General features: G+C 64.2%; 22 protein-coding genes. 12 read left to right on the top strand and 10 right to left on the bottom strand.

Features of this window, described 5'->3' with window-relative positions; all coding sequences use genetic code 11:
- Nucleotides 1–268: 268 nt before the first annotated feature.
- Both fliP and FXB41_RS35645 read right to left on the bottom strand, forming a co-directional pair.
- Nucleotides 269–1,030 carry a flagellar type III secretion system pore protein FliP gene (fliP, locus tag FXB41_RS35650; protein WP_035994574.1) on the bottom strand — a complete coding sequence of 254 codons (762 nt, stop codon included), beginning with the start codon at nucleotides 1,028–1,030 and terminating at the stop codon, nucleotides 269–271.
- Nucleotides 1,027–1,998 carry a flagellar biosynthetic protein FliO gene (locus FXB41_RS35645; protein WP_007602146.1) on the bottom strand — a complete coding sequence of 324 codons (972 nt, stop codon included), beginning with the start codon at nucleotides 1,996–1,998 and terminating at the stop codon, nucleotides 1,027–1,029. The genes fliP and FXB41_RS35645 overlap by 4 nt, the downstream gene beginning before the upstream one ends.
- Before the next feature lie 352 nt (nucleotides 1,999–2,350).
- Between FXB41_RS35645 and flgB the strand changes: the two genes are divergently transcribed.
- The 9 genes from flgB (at nucleotide 2,351) to atzF (ending at nucleotide 11,391) form a co-directional block, all read left to right on the top strand.
- Entirely contained in the window at nucleotides 2,351–2,755 is a 405-nt protein-coding gene (gene flgB, locus FXB41_RS35640; RefSeq protein ID WP_007602147.1) for a flagellar basal body rod protein FlgB, read from the top strand.
- Nucleotides 2,756–2,827: 72 nt separating this feature from the next.
- Nucleotides 2,828–3,253: a flagellar basal body rod protein FlgC gene (gene flgC / locus FXB41_RS35635; protein ID WP_219685047.1), complete on the top strand. Its 426-nt coding sequence runs from the start codon at nucleotides 2,828–2,830 to the stop codon at nucleotides 3,251–3,253.
- A gap of 16 nt (nucleotides 3,254–3,269) precedes the next feature.
- Nucleotides 3,270–3,578 (top strand): flagellar hook-basal body complex protein FliE, encoded by a 309-nt coding sequence (gene fliE, locus FXB41_RS35630; RefSeq protein WP_007612285.1) that lies wholly within the window; start codon nucleotides 3,270–3,272, stop codon nucleotides 3,576–3,578.
- A 173-nt stretch (nucleotides 3,579–3,751) separates the two neighbouring features.
- The gene (fliQ, locus tag FXB41_RS35625; protein WP_007602153.1) at nucleotides 3,752–4,015 is read left to right on the top strand and encodes a flagellar biosynthesis protein FliQ; all 264 of its coding nucleotides are present in this window, start codon (nucleotides 3,752–3,754) and stop codon (nucleotides 4,013–4,015) included.
- 17 nt (nucleotides 4,016–4,032) lie between these two features.
- Nucleotides 4,033–4,803, top strand: coding sequence for a flagellar biosynthetic protein FliR (fliR, locus tag FXB41_RS35620; protein ID WP_219685046.1), 771 nt, complete (start codon nucleotides 4,033–4,035; stop codon nucleotides 4,801–4,803).
- A gap of 11 nt (nucleotides 4,804–4,814) precedes the next feature.
- A complete protein-coding gene (flhB, locus tag FXB41_RS35615; protein WP_007602156.1) occupies nucleotides 4,815–5,894 on the top strand; it encodes a flagellar biosynthesis protein FlhB in 1,080 nt (359 codons plus the stop codon).
- 154 nt (nucleotides 5,895–6,048) lie between these two features.
- Nucleotides 6,049–8,631 (top strand): cell cycle histidine kinase CckA, encoded by a 2,583-nt coding sequence (gene cckA, locus FXB41_RS35610; protein ID WP_219685045.1) that lies wholly within the window; start codon nucleotides 6,049–6,051, stop codon nucleotides 8,629–8,631.
- Nucleotides 8,632–8,834: 203 nt separating this feature from the next.
- Nucleotides 8,835–9,839, top strand: coding sequence for a Tim44 domain-containing protein (locus FXB41_RS35605; RefSeq protein ID WP_219685044.1), 1,005 nt, complete (start codon nucleotides 8,835–8,837; stop codon nucleotides 9,837–9,839).
- A complete protein-coding gene (gene atzF, locus FXB41_RS35600) occupies nucleotides 9,784–11,391 on the top strand; it encodes an allophanate hydrolase (RefSeq protein ID WP_246649441.1) in 1,608 nt (535 codons plus the stop codon). Before FXB41_RS35605 ends, atzF begins: the two co-directional genes overlap by 56 nt.
- 10 nt (nucleotides 11,392–11,401) lie before the next feature.
- Here the strand turns inward: atzF and FXB41_RS35595 are convergent, their stop codons facing one another.
- From FXB41_RS35595 to FXB41_RS35575, 5 genes are all read right to left on the bottom strand, one after another.
- On the bottom strand, nucleotides 11,402–12,127 hold the full coding sequence (locus FXB41_RS35595) for a Crp/Fnr family transcriptional regulator (protein ID WP_007602160.1): 726 nt from the start codon (nucleotides 12,125–12,127) through the stop codon (nucleotides 11,402–11,404).
- 89 nt (nucleotides 12,128–12,216) lie between these two features.
- Nucleotides 12,217–13,056 (bottom strand): ABC transporter ATP-binding protein, encoded by an 840-nt coding sequence (locus FXB41_RS35590; RefSeq protein ID WP_007602161.1) that lies wholly within the window; start codon nucleotides 13,054–13,056, stop codon nucleotides 12,217–12,219.
- A gap of 20 nt (nucleotides 13,057–13,076) precedes the next feature.
- A complete protein-coding gene (locus FXB41_RS35585; RefSeq protein WP_240543214.1) occupies nucleotides 13,077–13,733 on the bottom strand; it encodes an ABC transporter permease in 657 nt (218 codons plus the stop codon).
- A gap of 182 nt (nucleotides 13,734–13,915) precedes the next feature.
- The gene (locus tag FXB41_RS35580) at nucleotides 13,916–14,929 is read right to left on the bottom strand and encodes an NrtA/SsuA/CpmA family ABC transporter substrate-binding protein (RefSeq protein WP_219685042.1); all 1,014 of its coding nucleotides are present in this window, start codon (nucleotides 14,927–14,929) and stop codon (nucleotides 13,916–13,918) included.
- Between the two features lie 159 nt (nucleotides 14,930–15,088).
- Nucleotides 15,089–15,304: a hypothetical protein gene (locus tag FXB41_RS35575; RefSeq protein WP_219685041.1), complete on the bottom strand. Its 216-nt coding sequence runs from the start codon at nucleotides 15,302–15,304 to the stop codon at nucleotides 15,089–15,091.
- On the opposite strand from FXB41_RS35575, the gene FXB41_RS35570 reads away from it, so the two are divergent.
- The gene (locus FXB41_RS35570; protein WP_219685040.1) at nucleotides 15,294–15,974 is read left to right on the top strand and encodes a lectin; all 681 of its coding nucleotides are present in this window, start codon (nucleotides 15,294–15,296) and stop codon (nucleotides 15,972–15,974) included. The genes FXB41_RS35575 and FXB41_RS35570 overlap by 11 nt on opposite strands.
- A 186-nt stretch (nucleotides 15,975–16,160) precedes the next feature.
- Nucleotides 16,161–16,868 (top strand): glutathione S-transferase, encoded by a 708-nt coding sequence (locus tag FXB41_RS35565; protein ID WP_219685039.1) that lies wholly within the window; start codon nucleotides 16,161–16,163, stop codon nucleotides 16,866–16,868.
- A gap of 24 nt (nucleotides 16,869–16,892) precedes the next feature.
- Here FXB41_RS35565 and FXB41_RS35560 read toward each other — a convergent pair whose 3' ends face one another.
- The 3 genes from FXB41_RS35560 to FXB41_RS35550 form a co-directional block, all read right to left on the bottom strand.
- Entirely contained in the window at nucleotides 16,893–17,567 is a 675-nt protein-coding gene (locus FXB41_RS35560; RefSeq protein ID WP_219685038.1) for a methyltransferase family protein, read from the bottom strand.
- 116 nt (nucleotides 17,568–17,683) lie between these two features.
- Nucleotides 17,684–17,857, bottom strand: a complete 174-nt coding sequence (locus FXB41_RS35555; RefSeq protein ID WP_007612258.1) for a hypothetical protein — start codon at nucleotides 17,855–17,857, stop codon at nucleotides 17,684–17,686.
- Nucleotides 17,858–18,096: 239 nt separating this feature from the next.
- Nucleotides 18,097–18,570, bottom strand: a complete 474-nt coding sequence (locus tag FXB41_RS35550; RefSeq protein WP_219685036.1) for a hypothetical protein — start codon at nucleotides 18,568–18,570, stop codon at nucleotides 18,097–18,099.
- Between the two features lie 246 nt (nucleotides 18,571–18,816).
- Between FXB41_RS35550 and FXB41_RS35545 the strand changes: the two genes are divergently transcribed.
- On the top strand, nucleotides 18,817–20,472 hold the full coding sequence (locus tag FXB41_RS35545) for a fumarate hydratase (protein WP_219685035.1): 1,656 nt from the start codon (nucleotides 18,817–18,819) through the stop codon (nucleotides 20,470–20,472).
- The last annotated feature ends 82 nt before the right edge of the window (nucleotides 20,473–20,554 follow it).

Here is a 20,554-nt window from a genome sequence, read left to right as displayed (position 1 = left end):
CGCATGCTGGTGCTGATTGGCGATCAGTTCAGCAAGCAGCACGACGTGTAGGGGGAGGGCGGGCGCTGCCGTATCGCGCGAAGCGCTGCTGGTCGCCCCATTCTCCGTCATCGCGAGCGCAGCGAAGCAATCCAGCGTCTGTCCGCGGCGGCAGCCTGGATTGCTTCGTCGCAAGAGCTCCTCGCAATGATGGGGAGATAGCGGGGCCAAGTCGAGTGCGGGAGGGATGCAAGGCGGGCTCCGCAGTTCGCCCCTGGGCACGCGCCCGCTAACCTCCGTAACTCTGTACCAGACTCCCTGCCACCAGCGACCAGCCGTCGACGAGCACGAAGAAGATCAGCTTGAACGGCAGCGAGATGGTTGCGGGCGGCAGCATCATCATGCCCATCGACATCAGCACGGACGCGACGACGAGGTCGATGATCAGGAAGGGAAGGAACAGCAGAAAGCCGATCTCGAAGGCACGTTTCAGCTCCGAGATCATAAAGGCGGGGACGAGGATGCGTAAGCCGAGCTCGTCGGGGGTTGCCGGCGGCGGCTCGCCGGAGAGATCCAGGAAGAGCTTGAGGTCCTTCTCGCGCACGTTCTTCTGCATGAAGCCGCGCAGGGGGACGGAGGCGCGCTGAAGCGCGTCTTCAACGCCGAGCTGATTGGCGACCAGCGGACGGATGCCTTCGTCGTAGGATTTTTGCAGGACGGGTCCCATCACGAAGAAGGTGAGGAACATCGCCAGCGCGATGATCACCGAGTTCGGCGGGGCGGTCGCGGTGCCCATCGCGGTGCGCAGCAGCGACAGCACGACCACGATGCGCGTGAACGACGTCATCATGATCAGGATCGACGGTGCGATCGACAGCACCGTCAGCAGCGCGATCAGCTGGATCGCGCGCTCGGTGACGCCGCCACCGCCAGCGCCTCCTCCGCCGAGATTGATGCTGATATCCTGCGCATGCGCCGGCATCGCGAGCGAAGCCGCGCCGATCAGGACAGAAAGAAGAAAAACTCTACGCGGGAGGGCCGGCAGCCTCACGAAGACGGCTTCGGACGGCCGAGCAACGAGGCCATCTCGTCTTCGAGATTTTCAAAGCTGGTCTTTTCCGGAGCCGGCTTTGCGGGAGGGGCCGGGGGTGCCGGCGGCTCGCTGCGGGCCACACGCGGAGGAGCGGCCGGGGGCTCCGGGGCGACCGGAGGGGCAAGCGTCTCGCCGGCGGGGCGGCGGAGTGCTGCTTCGAGTCGCTGCGCCATCTCCGCGAGATTTTGCTCGGCGCTCGATGGCGCCGCAGGAGCGGGCGCCGGCGGCGGAACGGGCGGAGCCTGCGGCACGGGCGGAGGTGGTGCGGCGACGCGCTCGGCGCGCACTGGCGGCGCCTTCACCGGCTCGCTCTGGCGCGGCGGACGCGGCATCAGAGGGGGTTCGTTGCGCGCAACGCGCGGCGGAACAGGTTCGGGACGAAGCTCGCGCTCGGGGCGCGGCGCGATCGGCTCGGAGGTGAAGCCGGCCAGTGGCGGCTCGTTGCGGCGTTCGGCCAGCGCAGGAGCGGGCCGGCGCACTTCGTCGGCAAAGGAGGGGCGCGCGGGCCGCGGTGGCGGCTCGGGCATTTGCGGCTCGGGATGATCGAGCAGCTCGGGCCGCGGTACTTCGTCGGCCCAGCTGCTGCTATCAGGCATCGGCGCGAGACGCGGCGGCTCGGCAGCGTTGGAGCGCTGCGGGAGCTGGTCGCGGCCGGGCGCTGCGCGCACGATGTTGGGTTCGACGACGATGTCCGTGGGGCCGCCGATCATCAGAAGATGCTCGACATTGTCACGCCGGACCAGCACCAGACGGCGGCGGCCGTCGACTGCGGCGGCATCGATCACGGCGAGCCGGGGCATCCGGCCGCGCTGGGTGTTGGCGCCGAGCCGGCTGGTGGCGAATCGGCGAACCAGCCATGCAGCGACGCCGATCAACGCCAGAACGACGATGAACGCGACGATGAAGGTGATAGGACTGCCTTGCATACTTGTCCCCGACAAATGGCGCTTGTCTCGGGCCCGTGGTCAGATGCGCCAACCACTGGCTTACGTTGCCCCAAACTGCGATTTCTTAACGTCCCACGGCAAGTTTTGCCGTCCCCAACTCTTAATAACCCATGAATCGCTCGATCCAAAACGACTTCTTGGCCTGTGCATGCGCCGCCAAGCGGTTGGGTTAATGCCGCTTTTGGAGGCGTAGAATCACGGGGCGTGCGCATTCGTGTCCCGGCGGGGTACAACTGCCTCCGACCTCCTTAACCAGCTGTTAACCATACAGGCGGCAAATTCTGCCTAGCTTCGGACCCATGGGTCCTGCGAGGCGGAAGGAGCCGCAACGATGTCCATCAACGATCTTCCGGTGCTATCGGCGCTTCGCACCAAGATGCAATGGCACCAGGAGCGCCAGCGCGTCCTTTCCGAGAACGTCTCCAATTCGGACACGCCCAAATTCCGGCCGCGCGACCTGGTCGAGCCGAAGCTGGACAAGAGCGGTGCCGTCACGGGTTCGATGGGCCCCTTGGCGCTCACCCGCACCAGCGGTTCCCACATGGCGCCGTCAGGTGCGGCCTCCGGATTCGACCAGAACAAGAATGCGGGTTTTGAGACCCGCCCCGCGGGCAACGCCGTCAATCTCGAAGAGGAGATGATGAAGGCCGCCAGCAACCAGATGGATTATGCGGCGGTGACCTCGCTCTATTCGAAGAGCCTGCATCTGCTCAAGACCGCGATCGGCAAAGGCTAGAGCATGATCCGGAAAAGTGTGCAGCGGTTTTCCGACCAGATCATGCTCAAAAATGAGCGCTGGAGATAGACCATGGCGAACGACAGCAGCGACTTTGCCCGCTCGATGGCGATCGCGACCTCCGGTCTGCGGGCGCAGGCCGGGCGCATGCGGGTGATCTCGGAGAACATCGCAAATGCGGATTCGACGTCGCAGACCGCCGGCGGCGATCCTTACCGGCGCAAGGTGCCGACCTTCTCCTCGGCGCTCGACCGTACACTCGACGCGCAGGTCGTCGCCCTCGGCAGGATCAAGCCCGACCAGTCCAATTTCCGCACCAAATACGAGCCGAACAATCCGGCGGCGGATGCGACCGGTAACGTCAAATATCCGAACGTAAACTCGGTGGTCGAGATGACCGACATGCGCGACGCGCAGCGGTCGTACGAGGCCAATCTCAACATCATCAGCGCGACACGCCGGATGATCCAGCGCACCCTCGACATCCTCAAGAGCTGAACAGGACATTTGAACCATGGCAACACCGACAATTGCCGCCAACGCCTATGCAAACCTCGCTCGCGTGCTGGAGAACAGCGGTGCCGGCAAGGGCAGCGAGCCGAGCGGGCAGTCCTTCGCCTCTCTTCTGAAAGACACTGTCGGCAGCGTCCTGGAGTCCGGCCGAAAATCCGATGCGCAGACGGTGGCGATGGCCGCCGGCAAGGCCAACGTGATGGACGTGGTGACGGCGGTCGCAGACACCGACGTCGCCGTGTCGACGCTGGTCTCGGTCCGCGACCGTGTGATCGCGGCCTATGAAGACATCATGAAGATGCCGATCTGATTTTTGGCGCTCGCGCCCGCCCCAACCGTCATTGCGAGCGCAGCGAAGCAATCCAGAGTCTTTCCGAAGCGGCAGTCTGGATTGCTTCGCTACGCTCGCAATGACGGGGGATAGGTCTTCGCATCGCTCGCAAGAGCGGTGGGAGGCGAGGAATAAGACAAAGGAATTGTGCAATGACCGGACCGGAAACCCTCGACGTCGCGCGTGATGCGATCTGGACCATCGTGATCGTGTCGTCGCCGCTGATGTTGGTCGGCCTCGTGGTCGGCGTCGTCGTGTCGCTGTTCCAGGCGCTGACGCAGATCCAGGAGCAGACGCTGATCTACGTGCCGAAGATCCTGGCCATCTTTGCCACAATGCTGTTGGCCTTGCCGTTCATGGCCGACGCACTGCATTCCCACATGCTGCGGATATCGTCGCGAATCATCGGCGGCTGAGGCACTATGCGCCCATCATGCGCATCGACGTCTCGCTGCTGCCGGCGCTTGCCGCCTCCTTCATGCTCGCCTTTGCCCGGGTCGGCGCGATGGTGATGCTGTTGCCGGGCCTGGGCGAGACCAATATCCCGACACGGGTCAAACTGTCGATCGCGCTGCTGCTCACGCTGATCATCCTGCCGCTGCATCGCAACGCCTATCAGGTCGACATGGGTTCGATCGCGCCGCTGCTGGTCCTGATGCTGCATGAGATCGTGATCGGCATCGTGCTGGGGGCGACCGCGCGGGTGACGTTGTCGGCGCTGCAGGTTGCCGGTGCCGTGATCGCGCAGCAGATGGGGCTCGGCTTCGTCACCTCGGTCGATCCGACGCAGGGACAGCAGGGCGTGCTGGTCGGCAACTTCCTGACGATATTGGGGGTCACGCTGCTGTTCGCCACCGACAGCCATCATCTGGTGATCGCGGCACTGAACGACAGCTATACGATCTTCGCGCCGGGCGAGACGGTGTCGAGCGGCGATGTCGCCGCGCTGGCGACGCGCGCCTTTGCCGCCGCATTCCGCCTGGGCTTGCAACTTTCCGGCCCGTTCCTGGTGTTCGGCCTCGTCTTCAACATCGGGCTCGGCGTGCTGGCGCGGCTGATGCCGCAGATGCAGGTCTATTTCGTCGGCGTGCCGCTCTCGATCTTCGCCGGCTTCCTGGTGCTCGCCGTGGTGCTCACGGCGATGATGGGCACCTATCTCGACTATTTCATCGGTGTCATGCACCAGATGATGCCACTCAAGTGACCGGGTGATCGATGGCGGAAGACAACGATCCAGAGAGTCAAACAGAAGACCCGACGCAAAAACGTCTCGAAGAGGCGCTCGAACGCGGTGACGTCGCCAAGAGCCAGGAGATCAACACCTGGTTCATGATTGCGGGCGCCACGCTGGTGGTCTCGAGCTTCTCAGGATCGGTCGGTAGCGGGCTATTGGCGCCGATGCGCAACCTGCTCGCCAATTCCTGGATGATCAAGACCGACGGCAGGGCTCTGCTCGCTCTGATGCAGCAGATCGAAGTCGCGGTGCTCGCGGCGGTGGGCGTGCCGCTGCTGATGCTCGTACTGGCGGCAATTGCCGGCAACGTGCTGCAGCACCGCCTGGTCTGGTCGGCCGAATCTCTCAAGCCCAAGTTCAGCAAGCTGTCGCCGGCCGAGGGCCTCAAGCGCATCTTCGGCAAGCAAGCGGCGGCGAACTTCCTCAAGGGTCTCGGCAAGCTGATCGTGCTCGGCGCGGTCATGACCATGATCCTGTGGCCGGAGCGGCATCGCATGGAGGCGATGGTCAGGCTCGATCCCGCCGCCCTGCTCGGCGCCTCCACCAGCCTGACCATTCACCTGCTCGGCGCGGTGGTCGCGGCGCTCGCGATCATCGCCATCGGCGACTATTTCTTCCAGTATCGCAGCTGGTTCCAGCGGCAGAAGATGTCGCTCCAGGAGATCAAGGAAGAGTTCAAGCAGTCCGAAGGCGACCCGCACATCAAGGGCAAGCTCAGGCAGCTGCGCCAGCAGCGCTCGAAGAAGCGCATGATGGCGGCGGTTCCCAAGGCTTCCGTGATCATCACCAACCCGACCCACTATTCGATCGCGCTGTCCTACGAGCGCGGCATGTCGGCGCCGATCTGCGTCGCCAAGGGCGTCGACAACCTCGCTTTCAAGATCCGGGAGATCGCGCGCGAGCACGACATCCCGATCGTCGAGAACGTGCCGCTCGCCCGCGCCCTCTACGCCACCGTCGAGATCGACGAGGAAATCCCGACCGAGCACTACCATGCGGTCGCCGAAGTGATCGGCTACGTCATGCGTCTGAAGAGCGGATTTGGCGCCAGCCGGCAATAATACCCCTGAAAAGTACTGGAAATGGCCGTAATCTGGGAATCAGCGTACCTTTCGCCCCTGCTGCCCTTGCGTCTGCGGGTCCGATTCAGGCAGGGAGGACCCTGCGCGCCCTGTAGCGCGTTGATTCTCTGCCGACAGGCTGTGCCAGCTTGAGATGACTGCCGAGACCGACCACGACCTCACACGCGAGCCCGTTGCGGCGCACGAGCCGTCGCCGCGCTCGGGCAGCATTGCGCTGGTGCTGCTGGTGGCCGCCGGCCTCGTCGCCGTTGCCGTCGGGTTGATGACGCTTGGGCGCGCGCAGGCCCAGCCCTATATCCTCGGCATCCTCGCCGTGCTGGCGATGGTCGGCCTGTTCAACCTGTTCGCCTTCGCCGCCGGCATCATCCGCTTCGTCGATCGCAATCTCGACGATCCCGTGATGGGGCGCATCGCCGACCACGCCTTTGACGGCCTCGCCGTGACCGACCCGCGGGGCCATGTGGTCTATTCCAACGCGGCCTATCTGACGCTGACCGGCGCCGCCGGCCCACAGGACGTGCGTCCCGTGGAGCGCGTCTTCATCGGCAACCCCGACGTCTCCGAGGCGGTGTTCCGCCTGTTGAAAGCCGCGCGCGAAGGCAAGCGGCAGCAGGAAGAGGTGCGCATCTCCGGCAATGACGGCAGCCAGGGCCGCTGGCTACGCATGCGGGTGCGGCCTCTCGGCACCGGCAAGCGCGAGACGAGATATGCGGTGTGGTCGATCGCCGACATCACCCGCGACCGCGAGCGCCAGGAGGACGTGTTCCAGGAACTCCAGCACGCGATCGAATATCTCGATCACGCGCCCTGCGGTTTTTTCTCGGTCAATCCGGCCGGCGAGCTCGCTTATGTCAACGCGACGCTGGCGAACTGGCTCGACTACGACCTTGCCGAGATCGGCTCGGGCGGGCTGAAGCTCACCGACATTGTCTCCGGCGATGGCGCTTCGCTGCTGACCGCGATCGTGTCGGTGCCGGGCGAGGTGAAGACCGAGGTCTTCGACATCGACCTGCGCATGCGTACCGGCAAGACCATGCCGGTGCGGCTCTATCACAAGCTCGCCTTCGGCGCCGACGGCGCGCCGGGCCCGTCGCGCACGCTGGTGATCAGCCGTGCCCGCGACGAGCGCAGCGATCCGGACCGTGCCGCCGAAGTGCGCTTCATGCGCTTCTTCGACCATACCCCGATGGCGATCGCCACCGTCGACCGCGGCGGCAACGTCGTGCGCGCCAATGCGCGCTACGCCAAGCTCGGGCAGGCGCTAGGGCTCGACAGCACCAGCAAGTCGATCTTCCGCGCGGTCAATTCGCGCGACCGGCATCTCTTGATCGCGGCCATCAACCAGGCCGCGGAGGGCCAGGCCGACGTCGCGCCGGTCGAAGTGGCGCTCGAAGGAACCAGAGAGCGCTGGGGCCAGTTCTTCGTCACGCCCGTGGACGCGGCCGAGAACGACGCCGAAGTCGCCATCGTGCACATGCTCGAGACCACCGAGCGGCGCGCGCTGGAGAACCAGATCAATCAGTCGCAGAAGATGGAGACCGTCGGCCAGCTCGCCGGTGGCATCGCCCACGACTTCAACAACGTGCTCTCCGCCATCATGATGGCGAACGACTTCCTGCTGAACGCGCACAAGCCGACCGACCCGTCGTTCCAGGATATCATGCAGATCAAGCAGAACGCGACGCGGGCCGCCACGCTGGTGCGGCAGTTGCTGGCGTTCTCGCGGCGGCAGACACTGCGGCCGCAGGTGCTCGACCTCGGCGATGCGCTCTCTGATCTCGCCATGCTGCTGCGTCGCCTGATCGGCGAGAAGGTCAAGCACGAGACCATCCACGGCCGCGATCTCTGGCCGGTCAAGGTCGACGTCTCCCAGTTCGAGCAGGTCATCGTCAACCTCGCGGTCAACGCGCGCGATGCCATGCCCGACGGCGGCAAGCTGATCATCCGCACCGCCAACGTCACCACCGAGGAAGCGGCCAGGCTGGCCTACAAGGGCATGCCGGCAGCGGATTACGTGCGGATCGAGGTCGCCGACACCGGCACCGGCATACCCGCCGATATCCGGGACAAGATCTTCGAGCCGTTCTTCTCGACCAAGGAAGTCGGCAAGGGCACCGGCCTCGGGCTCTCCACCGTCTACGGCATCGTCAAGCAGACCGGTGGCTTCATTTACGTGGATTCCGAGCCGGGGCAGGGCACCTCGTTCCAGATCTTCCTGCCGCGCCACCATGCCGAGCCCGAGGTGCAGGTCGAGCAGCCGGCGCCGGTCGTTGGCGCCAGCAATGGTGCCGCGAAGGACGCCGGGCCTGCGGCTGACGCCAAGCCCCGCACCGATCTCACCGGACAGGGCACCATCCTCCTGGTCGAGGACGAGGAGGGTCTGCGCGCGCTCAACGCACGCGGGCTGCGCTCGCGCGGCTACACCGTGGTCGAGGCCGAGAACGGCGTCGAGGCGCTGGAGGTGCTGGAAGAGCAGAGCGGCGGAATCGATCTCGTCGTGTCCGACGTCGTGATGCCGGAGATGGACGGCCCGACACTGCTCAAGGCGATGCGCGAGAAGAACCCCGACATCAAGTTCATCTTCGTCTCCGGCTACGCCGAGGACGCGTTCGAAAAGAGCCTGCCCGAAGGCCAGCAGTTCGACTTCCTGCCCAAGCCGTTCACGCTCAGCCAACTCGTGGCGGCCGTGAAGGAGACGATGGCGAAGGCGGGGTGAGGCCCTCGACGCAATGACGACGGGAAACCGGAACTCCCGTCGCACAAGTGACCGGTAACCCGCGACCGGCCTCTTCGCGTACCCGGCCAAGCTGCCGCCAAAGATGGGCTTTTGCCACATCCCCGCGACTGAGGGCCGCAGCCATAAGTTCCGATAGTGGCTTCCTTTTTACGGAAGGCTGCCCATCTTAGGGGCACGTCCCCATGCCGGGGATCTGGGAAACCAACATGAATTTCTCGCAACGCTCCCGCAGCCTCTTCAAGACGATTGCCGTCGTGCTGGCGCTTGCGCTGCCGACTGCGCTGGCGATCTCGTCCGCCGACGCGCGCGTCGGTGGCGGCATGTCGTCTGGTTCGCGCGGTTCGCGCACCTATTCGGCCCCGCCGTCGACCACGACCGCGCCGGGCTCGACCTCGCAGTTCAATCGGACCTACACCCAGCCGGGCGCAGGCATGAATTCGGCTGCCGCCGCACCCGCGCGTGGCGGCCTGTTCGGCCGCGGTGGCGGTTTCCTGGGCGGCCTTGCGGCCGGGTTCCTCGGCGCCGGCCTGCTCGGCATGCTGTTCGGCGGTGGCCTGTTCGGCGGCCTCGGCGGCCTGTCGTCGATCATCGGCCTGGTCATCCAGATCGTGCTCGTGGTGCTCGTGGTTCGGCTGGCGATGTCCTGGTGGCAGCGCCGGCACACCCCGCAGGCGGCCTATGCCAACGCTGACGCCGGTGCCGGTCCGGGACCGCAGGCGAATAACCGTGGTGGTCTTGGTGGCGGTCTTGGCGGCGGTTTCGGCTTCGGCGCCAACAACGCCCCGCTCGAGATCAAGCCGGACGACTATGAAGCGTTCGAGCGCCTGCTCGGCGATGTCCAGACCGCGTGGTCGAATGAGGACGTGGCCAAGCTGCACACGTTGGCGACGCCGGAAATGGTCTCCTATTTCGAGCAGGACCTCGGCCAGAACCGCGCGCGCAATGTCGTCAACAAGGTCAGCGGCGTGAAGCTGTTGCAGGGCGACCTCGCGGAATCCTGGCGCGAAGGCGAGACCGATTACGCGACGGTGGCGCTGCGCTTCGCGCTCACCGACAAGACGCTCGACCGCAATACCGGCGCAATCGTCGCCGGCAGCGAGCAGCCGGGCGAGGCCACCGAAGTCTGGACCTTTGCCCGACGTCCGGGCGGCGCCTGGGAATTGTCGGCAATCCAGCAGACCAACTGATCGCGCGTATAGCGACAAACGAGGGCGTCGTGCTTCGGCACGGCGCCCTTTTTGTTTGAGCTGCGCGTTTCGGTCAGGCGGCCATTTGGGCGAAGCACTTAATTGCTTGTTGGCGGCGCAGAACTGCCGCAATTTCGCACATGCCGGTTGGATGAGGAGATATTCCGTGAGCCAGTGTGTCGCGCGCCTCAGGACAAACTACGAAGGCATTGCCAGGAGTTCGTCCCTGCTGCTGGAGGCGATCGGAACGGCGTATGACCGGATCGAGGCCGAGCGCGACCGCAATTGCTGGATCTATCTTCGCCCACGGCAGGAGGCACTCGAAGAATGCCATAAGCTGGTGGCGCGCGCGCGGACGGGCGAAAATCTTCCGCTGCTTGGCATTCCATTTGGTGTGAAGGACAATATCGACGTCGCGGGAATGCCGACAACTGCCGCATGTCCGGCGTTCAGCTACACGCCCTGGCATTCCGCGCATAGCGTCGAACGCCTCACCGCAGCCGGCGCAATTTGCCTCGGAAAGACCAATCTCGATCAGTTCGCCACAGGCCTGTCCGGCGCGCGCTCGCCCCATGGCCCCTGCGCGTCGATTGCCGATGCGCGCTATGTTGCGGGCGGCTCCAGTTCCGGGTCCGCGGTCGCCGTGGCGGCGGGGCACGTCGCCTTTGCGCTCGGCACCGATACCGGCGGCTCGGGGCGCATACCTGCCGGGTTCAACAACATCGTCGGAATCAAGCCGACCGTTGGGCTGGTGTCATCACGTGGCCTGGTGCCGAATTGTCCGACGATCGATTGCGTGTCGGTATTCTGCAATACCGTCAGCGACGGCGAAGCAATCCTCGACATCATCGAAGGGTTTGATTTCGAAGATCCCTACAGCCGCCTGCCCAGAACCTTTTTCTCCGCCAACGGGGCGGCGGCATCATTCCGGTTCGGCCGCGTTGCGCCAGCAGATCTCGAATGCTTCGGCATGTCGGAATGCGGCGAACTCTACGAGAGCGCCTGCGAACGTCTTGCTCATATCGGAGGAACGGCGATCGAGGTGGACTTCGCCCCATTCCGCCAAGCGGGGGAGTTGATGTTCAGCGGTCCCTGGGTCGCTGAGCGGCGCTCCGCCATCGCTTCTCTCATCGATGTCGAATCCGGCTCCTTGCTTGATGTCACGAGGACCGTGCTGGGCTCAGCCGCCGGCTATTCGGCGATCGACACGTTTGGCGCCATTCACCGGCTGCACCGGCTTCGCCGCGACGCCGAAGCAATCTTTGCCGGCATCGATGCCCTGGTGGTTCCGACTGCACCGCGGCCGTTCACACTGGAGGAGATGCATCGTGATCCGATCACCCTCAACAATCGTCTGGGCTACTACTCGTACTTTGCCAATCTACTCGATCTCTGCGGCGTCGCCGTTCCGAATGCGAAATTGTCAAACGGCATGCCCATGGGCGTGACCCTGCTAGCGCCGGCCTGGCACGATCGCGCGCTGATCGGACTGGCGCGGCGGTTCGAGGCAGGCGCAGACGGATCGGCGTTCGAATTGAAGTCTGGCGGCTAAAGGGCGGACATTATCCCATCGCCTGCCCGAGCGTAGAAATATCCAGGATCGAAATCACGGATCTTTCGTATCTGATCACGCCTTCGTCCTGGAGCCGCGCGAGTTGCACGGTCACCCATTGGCGGGTGGATCCGATGAGGTTGGCGAGATCCCCGTGGGTGAACGGCATGCCGACGAAGACCTCGTTGTCGCGCTTCACGCCGTAGACGTGCGACAGGAAGATCAGCAGGCTGTGCAGCCGCTCGGTCACCGAGCGCGTCCCAAGCATCTGGGCCATCGCCGAATAGCATCGCGCCTTGAATGCGAGGGCATCCAGCAAGGCGACGGCAATCGTCGGCGATTCCAGCGCAAGCCGCCGCAGCGCCGGTCCGGGCATGAACGTCAACCGGCTGCGCTCGGCTGCAACCGATGTCCACATGTGCGGGCCCGTCCCGAATATGTCGGGCCCGCCGACGAAGTTGCCGGGAAACCAATAGGCGAGCGTGACTTCGCGCCCCGACGGTGCAGCATAGTAGCTGCGTATGCGTCCCTCGCTGATCAGGTAGATCCCGGCCTGTGCGTCGCCCTGAGACCAAACCAGTTGGCCGGCTTCCAGGATCTTTTCGCGTCCGATCGCACGCAAGCGATTGCAATCAGCCCGGTTGAGACCATCCAGCAAGCCGGGCAGCGGTCTGACGAGATCGTCCGACTCCGCGAGCATCACACCTGCCGCTATCGCGCTGTTCGCCCTGTGCATGGCCGGCTCCGCATGTGAGACCCGGCATCGAATATTCAAGAACCATGCCAGCCCGCTGCGTCCGCCTCAGACCCGCGGGCTCCGCGTCATCAGTCCGCGTCCGACTGATTGAACGCCCGCAACCCTTCTGCGCGGATGACGTCGAGACAATCCTTCTTGAGCGACAGATAAGCTGGCTCGACCATGACAGAACTCGACCGTGGGCGCGGCAGCTTGACCGCGACTTCGCGCAGGATGCGGCCGGGTCCCGCGCTCATGATGAGAACGCGGTCGGCCAGCACGATGGCTTCATCGATATCATGCGTCACGAATACGATTGTCGCCTTGATCCGGTCGCGCAGCGCCAGCAGATTGTCCTGCATCACCGCGCGGGTCTGCGCGTCGAGCGCCCCGAAGGGCTCGTCCATCAGCAGCACACGGGGCTGATTGGCCAGCGCTCGCGCGATCGCCACGCGCTGTTGCATGCCGCCGGACAGCGTGTTCGGATAAGCGTCGGCGAAACGCTTGAGGCCAACCATCGCGATCAGATCGTCGGCGATGGCATACGCTTCCGTCTTGGACTTCCCGAGCATCCTGGGGCCGTGGGCGATGTTGCTGCGGACGGACTTCCAGGGAAAGAGATGCGGCTGCTGGAACACCATGCCGACATCGGGACGCGGACTGTAGACGGGCGCGCCCTCGACCAGGATCTCGCCTTCGAACGGCACTTCCAGCCCGGCGATCGTATTGAGCACCGTCGACTTGCCGCAGCCGGAGGGCCCGGCGATGCAAACGAACTCGCCAGGCGCCACGTCAAACGAAACGCGATCGACCGCAATCATTTGCCCGCGCTTGGTGTCGAAGACGATGCTCAGGTTCGAGACTTGAATGGCCGGTTGTTTTCGGGCCGATTCGACGGAGGCAGGCGAACTTGCCAGCGCCAGTTTCATGCCCGATCGAGATCCCGACATCAGCGCCACCAGACGATACGTTCGGCAAGAGCCGCAAACAGCCGGTCGGCGATGAACGACATCAACCCGAGCGCTGCGAGCCCGCCCATGACCTGGCCCGTTTGCAAATTCTGCTGCGCAATCTCGATCCTGTAGACGATGCCGGCGAAAGCGCCGGCCAGTTCAGCCGCGACAAGCGTATAGAAGGAGATGCTGACGGCGGTGCGCAACCCGACCACAATGTAGGGAAGCGCGCCCAGCAGCACGATCTCCTGCAGCATCTGCCGTCGGGGCGTGCCGAGCATCAACGCCGCCCGAATCAGGCCACGGTCGACCTTCTGCACGCCGATGTGAGTCGAAAGCCATACCGTGAAGAATACGCCCCATACGACGAGGAACAATTTTCCCGCCTCCGACAGGCCGAACCAGAGGATGACGATCGGCACGAACGCAATCGGCGGAATTGGCCGCAAGATATGGAATAGCGGGGACAGCAAGCTCGAGATAACGGGGAATTGGCCGGTGAGAACACCGAGCAGGATGCCGAGTGCGCCGCCTATGATGAATCCCGTGGTGACGCGAAAGAGGCTGGCCAACAGATCGCTAAAGAACTGTCCGCTTCGGATCCATTCAAGCACGGCCGCAGCAACCACCGTGGGCGGCGGAAACAGCACCATGTTGACGGTTCCGGAACGGGAGACAAGTTCCCAGAGCCCAATGAACAAGGGAAGCGAAAGCGCCCCGACCAGAATATTGAGACGGCGAAGCCGAACTGAATTCGGCCGCCGAGCGCGACCGCCAGTGCGGATGGCAACATCGCGTCCCGCTGAAGTGGCTTCCTGCATGGCCGCGCGGGTGCCTATTTCCACGACAGGGTGACGCGTGCGGGATCGACCTTTTTCAGTGGCTCGGTGACGACGACCTTGCTGAAGTCGGGCATCGCCGCTCCCGGAGGATGGTTGCCGCTCTCGAGGCGCCATGCGGAGTGGGTCTTGAGAATCTCGATCAGCCGGTCGTCGAGACGCACCCGGTAAACATAGTCGGCCCAGATGGGCGCGAGTTCGTCCCGCTTCATTCCAACCGCGTCCGCCACTGTCGTGATCGCTTCATCCGGGTGTTCCTTCATCCAGACCTCGGCATCGATCAGTGCGGCGATGAACTTCTCGACCAGCGCAGGGTTGGCATCCAGATAGGGCCTCATGACGACGATGTTGAACGTCTCGGAGTAAGTGCCCGTTGTATCGAGCTCAGCGACGGCTTCGCCCAGGGCCTTCTTCGCGTTGGCGACGTGGGGCTCCCAGGTGTCGATCGCGTCGATGCTTCCGGCTGCAAGTGCCGGCAGCATTTCCTGGGGCCGCAGGTTGACGAGGGTGACATCCTTGGCAGTCAATCCCGCCGACTTCAGCAAAGTCGCCGTGTAAACCTCGCTGCCGGTCCCGGCCGTGAAGGCGATTCGCTTGCCGCGAAGATCGGCCTTGGTCTTGACGCCGGCCCTGGCCGCGACGACCGTCTTGAGGTCGGAATATTCCATGCCGGCGACGAAGGCGATGGGCTGGTTTGCCATCGCCGAAGCGGTGACCGGCGCCTCGGCCGTGGTCGCGATGTCGGCGCCGCCCCCGATCACCGTGTCCAGGCACTGCTTGCCGGACGTGAAGTTCGAGACTGTGATGTCCAGTCCGTTCTTTTCGAAGATTCCCTTCGATTTGGCGACGATCGCAATGCCGGAGATCGGTCCGAGGTTTTGCGCAAGTCGGGCTTTGAGCAGTTCCGCGGCCAAGGCGCAGTTCGGACCGATGGCAAGACCGATGGCAAGGCAGCAAAGGGTGGCACGGCCGGCAATTGTCGTGATTGGGCGGATGGTGGTCCGGTGCATGACGATCTCCCCCTTGCGCCGCGCCCTGCGCAGCCCCGATGTGATCGCGGATACCGCCCTGAACGGTCCCGCCACAGTCCCCCGCGTCCTCCCCTGGACGATCACTTGAGGATCGGCCCATTTGGTATGCTCGCCCGGCACCCTTGTCCCGGGAAGCAATTAATCGACATGGCAGTCGGGAAGCGGCTGGGAATCGTCGGCGATCCCGCTGACCAACTGATCGCAGACGACATGAAAAGCCAGGGCATCGTGCTTCTTGCACGGCGCCTTGCTCTTTTGGGCGTCTCGCATTGCGACGTCGGAATAAGCGGGCCTGCGTCGGGTTGAAATCTGGCGGCCAACGACAACACAAAGGGAGGACAGGATGACCCGCATTGAGAGATCCGTGACGATTTCAGGCCTCGCGCTCGCTGCGGCCTTGCTTGCGGCGCCATCGGCGCAGGCGCAGTCGGCCGACATGACGTTCTTCGTGACTTCCAATGGTCCTGGCAAAGGCGCCGATCTCGGCGGCCTGGAGGGGGCCGATGCGCAGTGCCAGAAGCTGGCCCAGACCGGCGGCGCCGGCAGCAAAACCTGGCGCGCTTATCTCTCCACGCAGGCCGCCGACGGCAAGCCGGCCGTCAACGCGCGCGACCGCATCGGCAAGGGACCGTGGCAGAACGCCAAGGGTGCTGTGATCGCCAAGGACGTTGCCGACCTGCACGGGGCGGCCAACAACCTCACCAAGCAGACCGCGCTCAGCGAGAAGGGCGAGGTCATCAACGGCCGCGGCGACACGCCGAACCGGCACGACATCCTCACGGGTTCGCAAGCCGACGGCAGCGCATTTCCCGCGGGTGACGACAAGACCTGCAAGAACTGGACGTCGAGCACGCAAGGCGCGGCGGTTGTCGGCCACGCCGATCGTCAAGGCCTGCGCGATGACGAGCCGTCGAAATCGTGGAACAGCTCGCATCCCTCGCGCGGCCCCGATGGCGGCTGCTCGCAGGCCGATCTGAAGAGCACCGGCGGCGACGGGCTGCTGTATTGCTTCGCATCGAATTGAGGCTGCCGTCATTGCGAGGAGCGCAGCGACGAAGCAATCCAGAGTCGCTCCAGGGTGACAGTCTGGATTGCTTCGCTGCGCTCGCAATGACGGAGCGTGTGGTGCCGCCGTTCAGCCTCATCCTTACGGAACCTTGTCGCGCGTGATAAATTGGTCCTGTCGCTTCCACGCTCACGGACCCCTTTCATGAAATACGAGCTCTATTATTGGCCCGAGATCCAGGGCCGCGGTGAATATGTGCGGCTGGCGCTGGAGGAGGCGGGCGCGGGTTATGTCGACGTGGCGCGTGGCCCACGCGGCACAGCTGCGATGATGAAGATGATGGACGCGCACAAGGGCACGCCGCCTTTTGCGCCGCCGTTCCTCAAAGCCGGTAAGCTCGTCATCGGCCAGACCGCGAACATCCTGCTCTATCTGGGCGCCCGCCACGCCCTCGCCCCGAAGTCGGAGGCCGGTCAACTCTGGGTCCATCAGCTCCAGCTCACGATCACCGATTTCGTGGTCGAGATTCACGACACCCATCATCCGCTGGGGCCCTCGCTCTACTACGAAGATCAGAAACCGCCGGCAAAGAAGCGCACCGCCGACTTCTGGGGCGAGCGCGTGCCGAAATATCTCGGCTATTTCGAGCAGCTCCTTGAGGACAATGGCGGTGCCTATGTCACGGGCCGCAGGCTGACCTATGTCGATCTCTCGCTGTTCCAGATCGTCGCGGGGCTGCGCTATGCGTTTCCGAAGCGGATGAAGGCGTTCGAGACCGATATCCCGGGCCTGGTCGATCTGCACGACCGCGTCGCGGAGCGGCGGAACATCAAGGCCTATCTCGATAGCGGGCGCCGCATTGTCTTTAACGAGCAGGGCATCTTCCGCCGCTACCGCGAGTTGGATGGTTAAAGCACAGCAGAGTGATGCGCGCGCTCACCACAGGCCAGGCAGCAGGCGATAGCGCACGCGCGTCACATAATCGGCATAGCCCGGCAGGCCCTCGCGCAGCGTGCGCTCCTCGATGCGAATGCGGACCGCAAACAAGAGGAGGAACAGCGGCACCATCAGAAGTCCCCACCACGAGCCCAGAAGCAGCGGCACGCCGGCGAAGAACAGGATCATGCCGCTGTACATGGGATGGCGCACATGGGCATAGGGCCCCGTCGAGATCACGTGCTGCGCGCGCTCGGCCTGCAGCTTCACCACGGGCGCCGCGAATGAGTTCTCGCGGAAAACCCAGAGGATGAACAGCGTCGAGAGCAGGAACAGGGCGAAGCCGAGCATCTGCAGCGCCATCGGCACGTCGGAGGACAGCGTACGCCGGTCGAGCCCGATCGCCGCCAGCCAGACCAGCATCGCGACGACGAAGACTGTCATGAACACCTTGTCGGCGGCGGGCTGGTCCTTTTGCAGGACCGGCCGCAGACGTTCGGCGAGCAGTGCGGGGTCGACCCGGTAAAGCCACCAGCCGCAAAGCGGGCCGAGCAGGGCGGAGGTCGCGAGGAACACCCAGGCCGAAGGCCAATGCAGGGTGTCCGCGGACGCGAACAGCAGCGCGCCCATGGCGGCGGTGGTGATCGTGCTCTGCAACAGGAGTCTTGCGATCATGCGCAGGTCTCAGGGTAGCCGCGCACAATATTGGCCCCGCTATCCGGCGAAGTTGCGGCCGGACACGCGAAAAGCCCGATCGACCGGATCGGGCATTTCATCTTCGACGCGGCTGTTCAGGCGAGCTGATCGATCCGCGTACCCTGACCCGGCGGCAGCGGCGCAGGCGGCGGCGGCTTATAGGTCGGGTCGTTGTCTTTGGTCTTGATCTGATCGTCCTGCTGCTTGGTCGTGTCGTAGCTCGGCACCACGATCGCGATCGGCGGCGGCGAAACGGTAGAAACGCTCATCCACAAATCCTCACACATGGAAACAATTGACCCTGCGCCGCGAGGAGCGAAATTTCCTTCAAGCCAATCGTTAAAATGCGAGGGATCCGGTGCGGTGGAATGTGCTCTCGGACCTCTCCTCGTCATTGCGAGGAGCCCTTGCGACGAAGCAATCCAGTCTGTCACCGCAGAGACAGTCTGGATTGCTTCGCTGCGCTCGCAATGACGGAGTGCGTGGAAAGAGCGAGGGGTCGCCCCGCCTATTCGTCCTTGCCGCGCGTGATCGCGATGGACGCATCCGTCTTGGTGCGGGTGCATTCCATGTTGAGACGCCGGTAACGCATGCTGATCTTGTCGCCGCGCAAGAGCCCCATCCGCTTCAGGCAGCGTGTCGCGCCCGTCGTCGTATCGTCCTTGGTCACGGTGAAGACGATCGCCGCCATCGACCCCACCAGCGCAAAGAACTCCGGCTTGGGCTTGCGATCGCCCTTGGCATAGAGCTCGATCGAATATTTGTCGCCACGGCAAGCCACGGACAATTCCTTGGCCGCGGGATGAGTCAAGTAGACGACATTGGCTGCGCGGAAATTCACCTTGAGGCGATCGACCTGGTTCGCCAGCTCCTTGGCGCTGTCGTCGCAGCGGTCTGCGCGCGCGGGCGAGGCGAGGGTCACAAGGCCGGTGATGGCGGCGGCGACCAGGATCGCGCCGCGGACGTGCAAGTTCAATGTCATGATGAAAAGCCCCTTAGAGGCGCATTCAACCGTCGTCCCGCGCATAGCGCAAGGGGTGCACCCAGGGTCTTCACCGGCATGATGAGGGCCTCGTGTCCGTCGACTGCCGCCGAAAATAGGTCGCCATGTCGCCGAATCGGGATGCCCCGACCGCACCAGAGCGCCTTCCCTTTGCGGCAAAAAAGCTTAGAACGCTTCTATGGAAGGGGCCCATACGAGGGCTCCAAAACCCCGAGATTCCAGCCCATGAACGCTCCCACCGCCTTCCCCGACCCCATAAAGCCCGTTCCGCCCTACAAGCACACGCCGCTGTTTCCGCTCGGCAAGGACGAGACGCCCTACAAGAAGATCACGGCCGAGGGCGTGCGGGTCGAGAAGGTCCTGGGGAAGGACATGCTGGTGGTGTCGCGGGAGGCGCTGCGGGCCCTGTCGGAAGCGGCCTTTGGCGACATCAACCACTATCTGCGGCCGGGGCATCTGAAGCAGCTCCGCGCGATCCTGGAGGATGGCGAGGCGAGCCCGAACGACAAGTTCGTCGCGCTGGACTTCCTCAAGAACGCCAACATTGCCGCCGGCGGCGTGCTGCCGATGTGCCAGGACACCGGCACCGCGATCATCATGGGCAAGAAGGGCTGCAACGTCATCACCGATGGTGACGACGAGGCGGCGCTGTCGGAAGGCGCGCGCGATGCTTACCTGCGCCGCAATCTGCGCTACTCGCAGGTCGCGCCGCTCTCGATGTACGAGGAGAAGAACACCGCCAACAACATGCCGGCGCAGTGCGAGATCTACGCCGAAGGTGATGACGCCTACAAGTTCATGTTCATGGCCAAGGGCGGCGGCTCCGCCAACAAGAGCTTCCTGTTCCAGGCCACGCCCTCGGTGTTGACCAAGGACCGGCTGCTCGCCTTCCTGAAGGAGAAGGTCTTGACGCTGGGCACCGCGGCGTGCCCGCCCTATCACCTCGCCATCGTGATCGGCGGCACCTCGGCCGAGCTCTGCATGAAGACGGTGAAGCTGGCGTCGGCTCGCTATCTCGATGCACTGCCGACCCACGGCTCGCCCGACGGCAACGCGTTTCGCGATCTCGAGATGGAGCAGGAAATTCTGAAGATGACGCAGTCGCTCGGCGTCGGCGCGCAGTTCGGCGGAAAATACTTCTGCCACGACGTCCGCGTGATCCGCATGCCGCGTCATGGCGCCTCGCTCCCCATCGGGCTCGGCGTGTCCTGCTCGGCCGATCGCCAGGTGCTCGGCAAGATCACCAAGGACGGCGTCTATCTCGAAGAGCTCGAGCACAACCCGGCGCAGTATCTGCCTGAGGTCGAGCAGTCGCTGGGCGGCGAGGTCGTCAAGATCGATCTCAACCAGCCGATGAAGGATATCCTGGCCACCTTCTCGAAGTACCCGACCAAGACGCGGGTCTCGATGACCGGCACCATGATCGTCGCGCGCGATTCCGCGCATGCCAAGCTGCGCGAGCGGCTCGACAAGGGCGAGCCGCTGCCGGACTATTTCAAGAACCATCCCGTCTATTACGCCGGCCCCGCCAAGACGCCCGAGGGCTACGCCTCCGGTGCGTTCGGCCCCACCACCGCTGGCCGCATGGATTCCTTCGTCGATCAGTTCCAGGCCGCCGGCGGCTCGATGGTGATGGTCGCCAAGGGCAACCGGGCGCCGGCCGTGCGCGAGGCCTGCAAGAAATATGGCGGCTTCTATCTCGGCTCGATCGGCGGTGCCGCGGCGAATCTTGCCGAGCACTGCATCAAGAAAGTGGAGGTGCTCGAATATCCCGAACTCGGCATGGAAGCGATCTGGCGCATCGAGGTCGTCGACTTCCCGGCGTTCATCATCATCGACGATAAGGGCAACGACTTCTTCAAGGAGCTGAATCTGGGCTAGCTCTTCGCCTCGCTCCGGAGTGCCGGAAGAGCTCGGCCTGCATGGTTCGAGACGCCCGCTTTGGCGGGCTCCTCACCATGAG

This window comes from Bradyrhizobium canariense, from assembly GCF_019402665.1.
Taxonomy (GTDB): Bacteria; Pseudomonadota; Alphaproteobacteria; order Rhizobiales; family Xanthobacteraceae; genus Bradyrhizobium; species Bradyrhizobium canariense.
The sequence above is the reverse complement of the archived record's forward strand: the minus strand, read 5'-3'. Positions and strand labels throughout refer to the sequence as shown.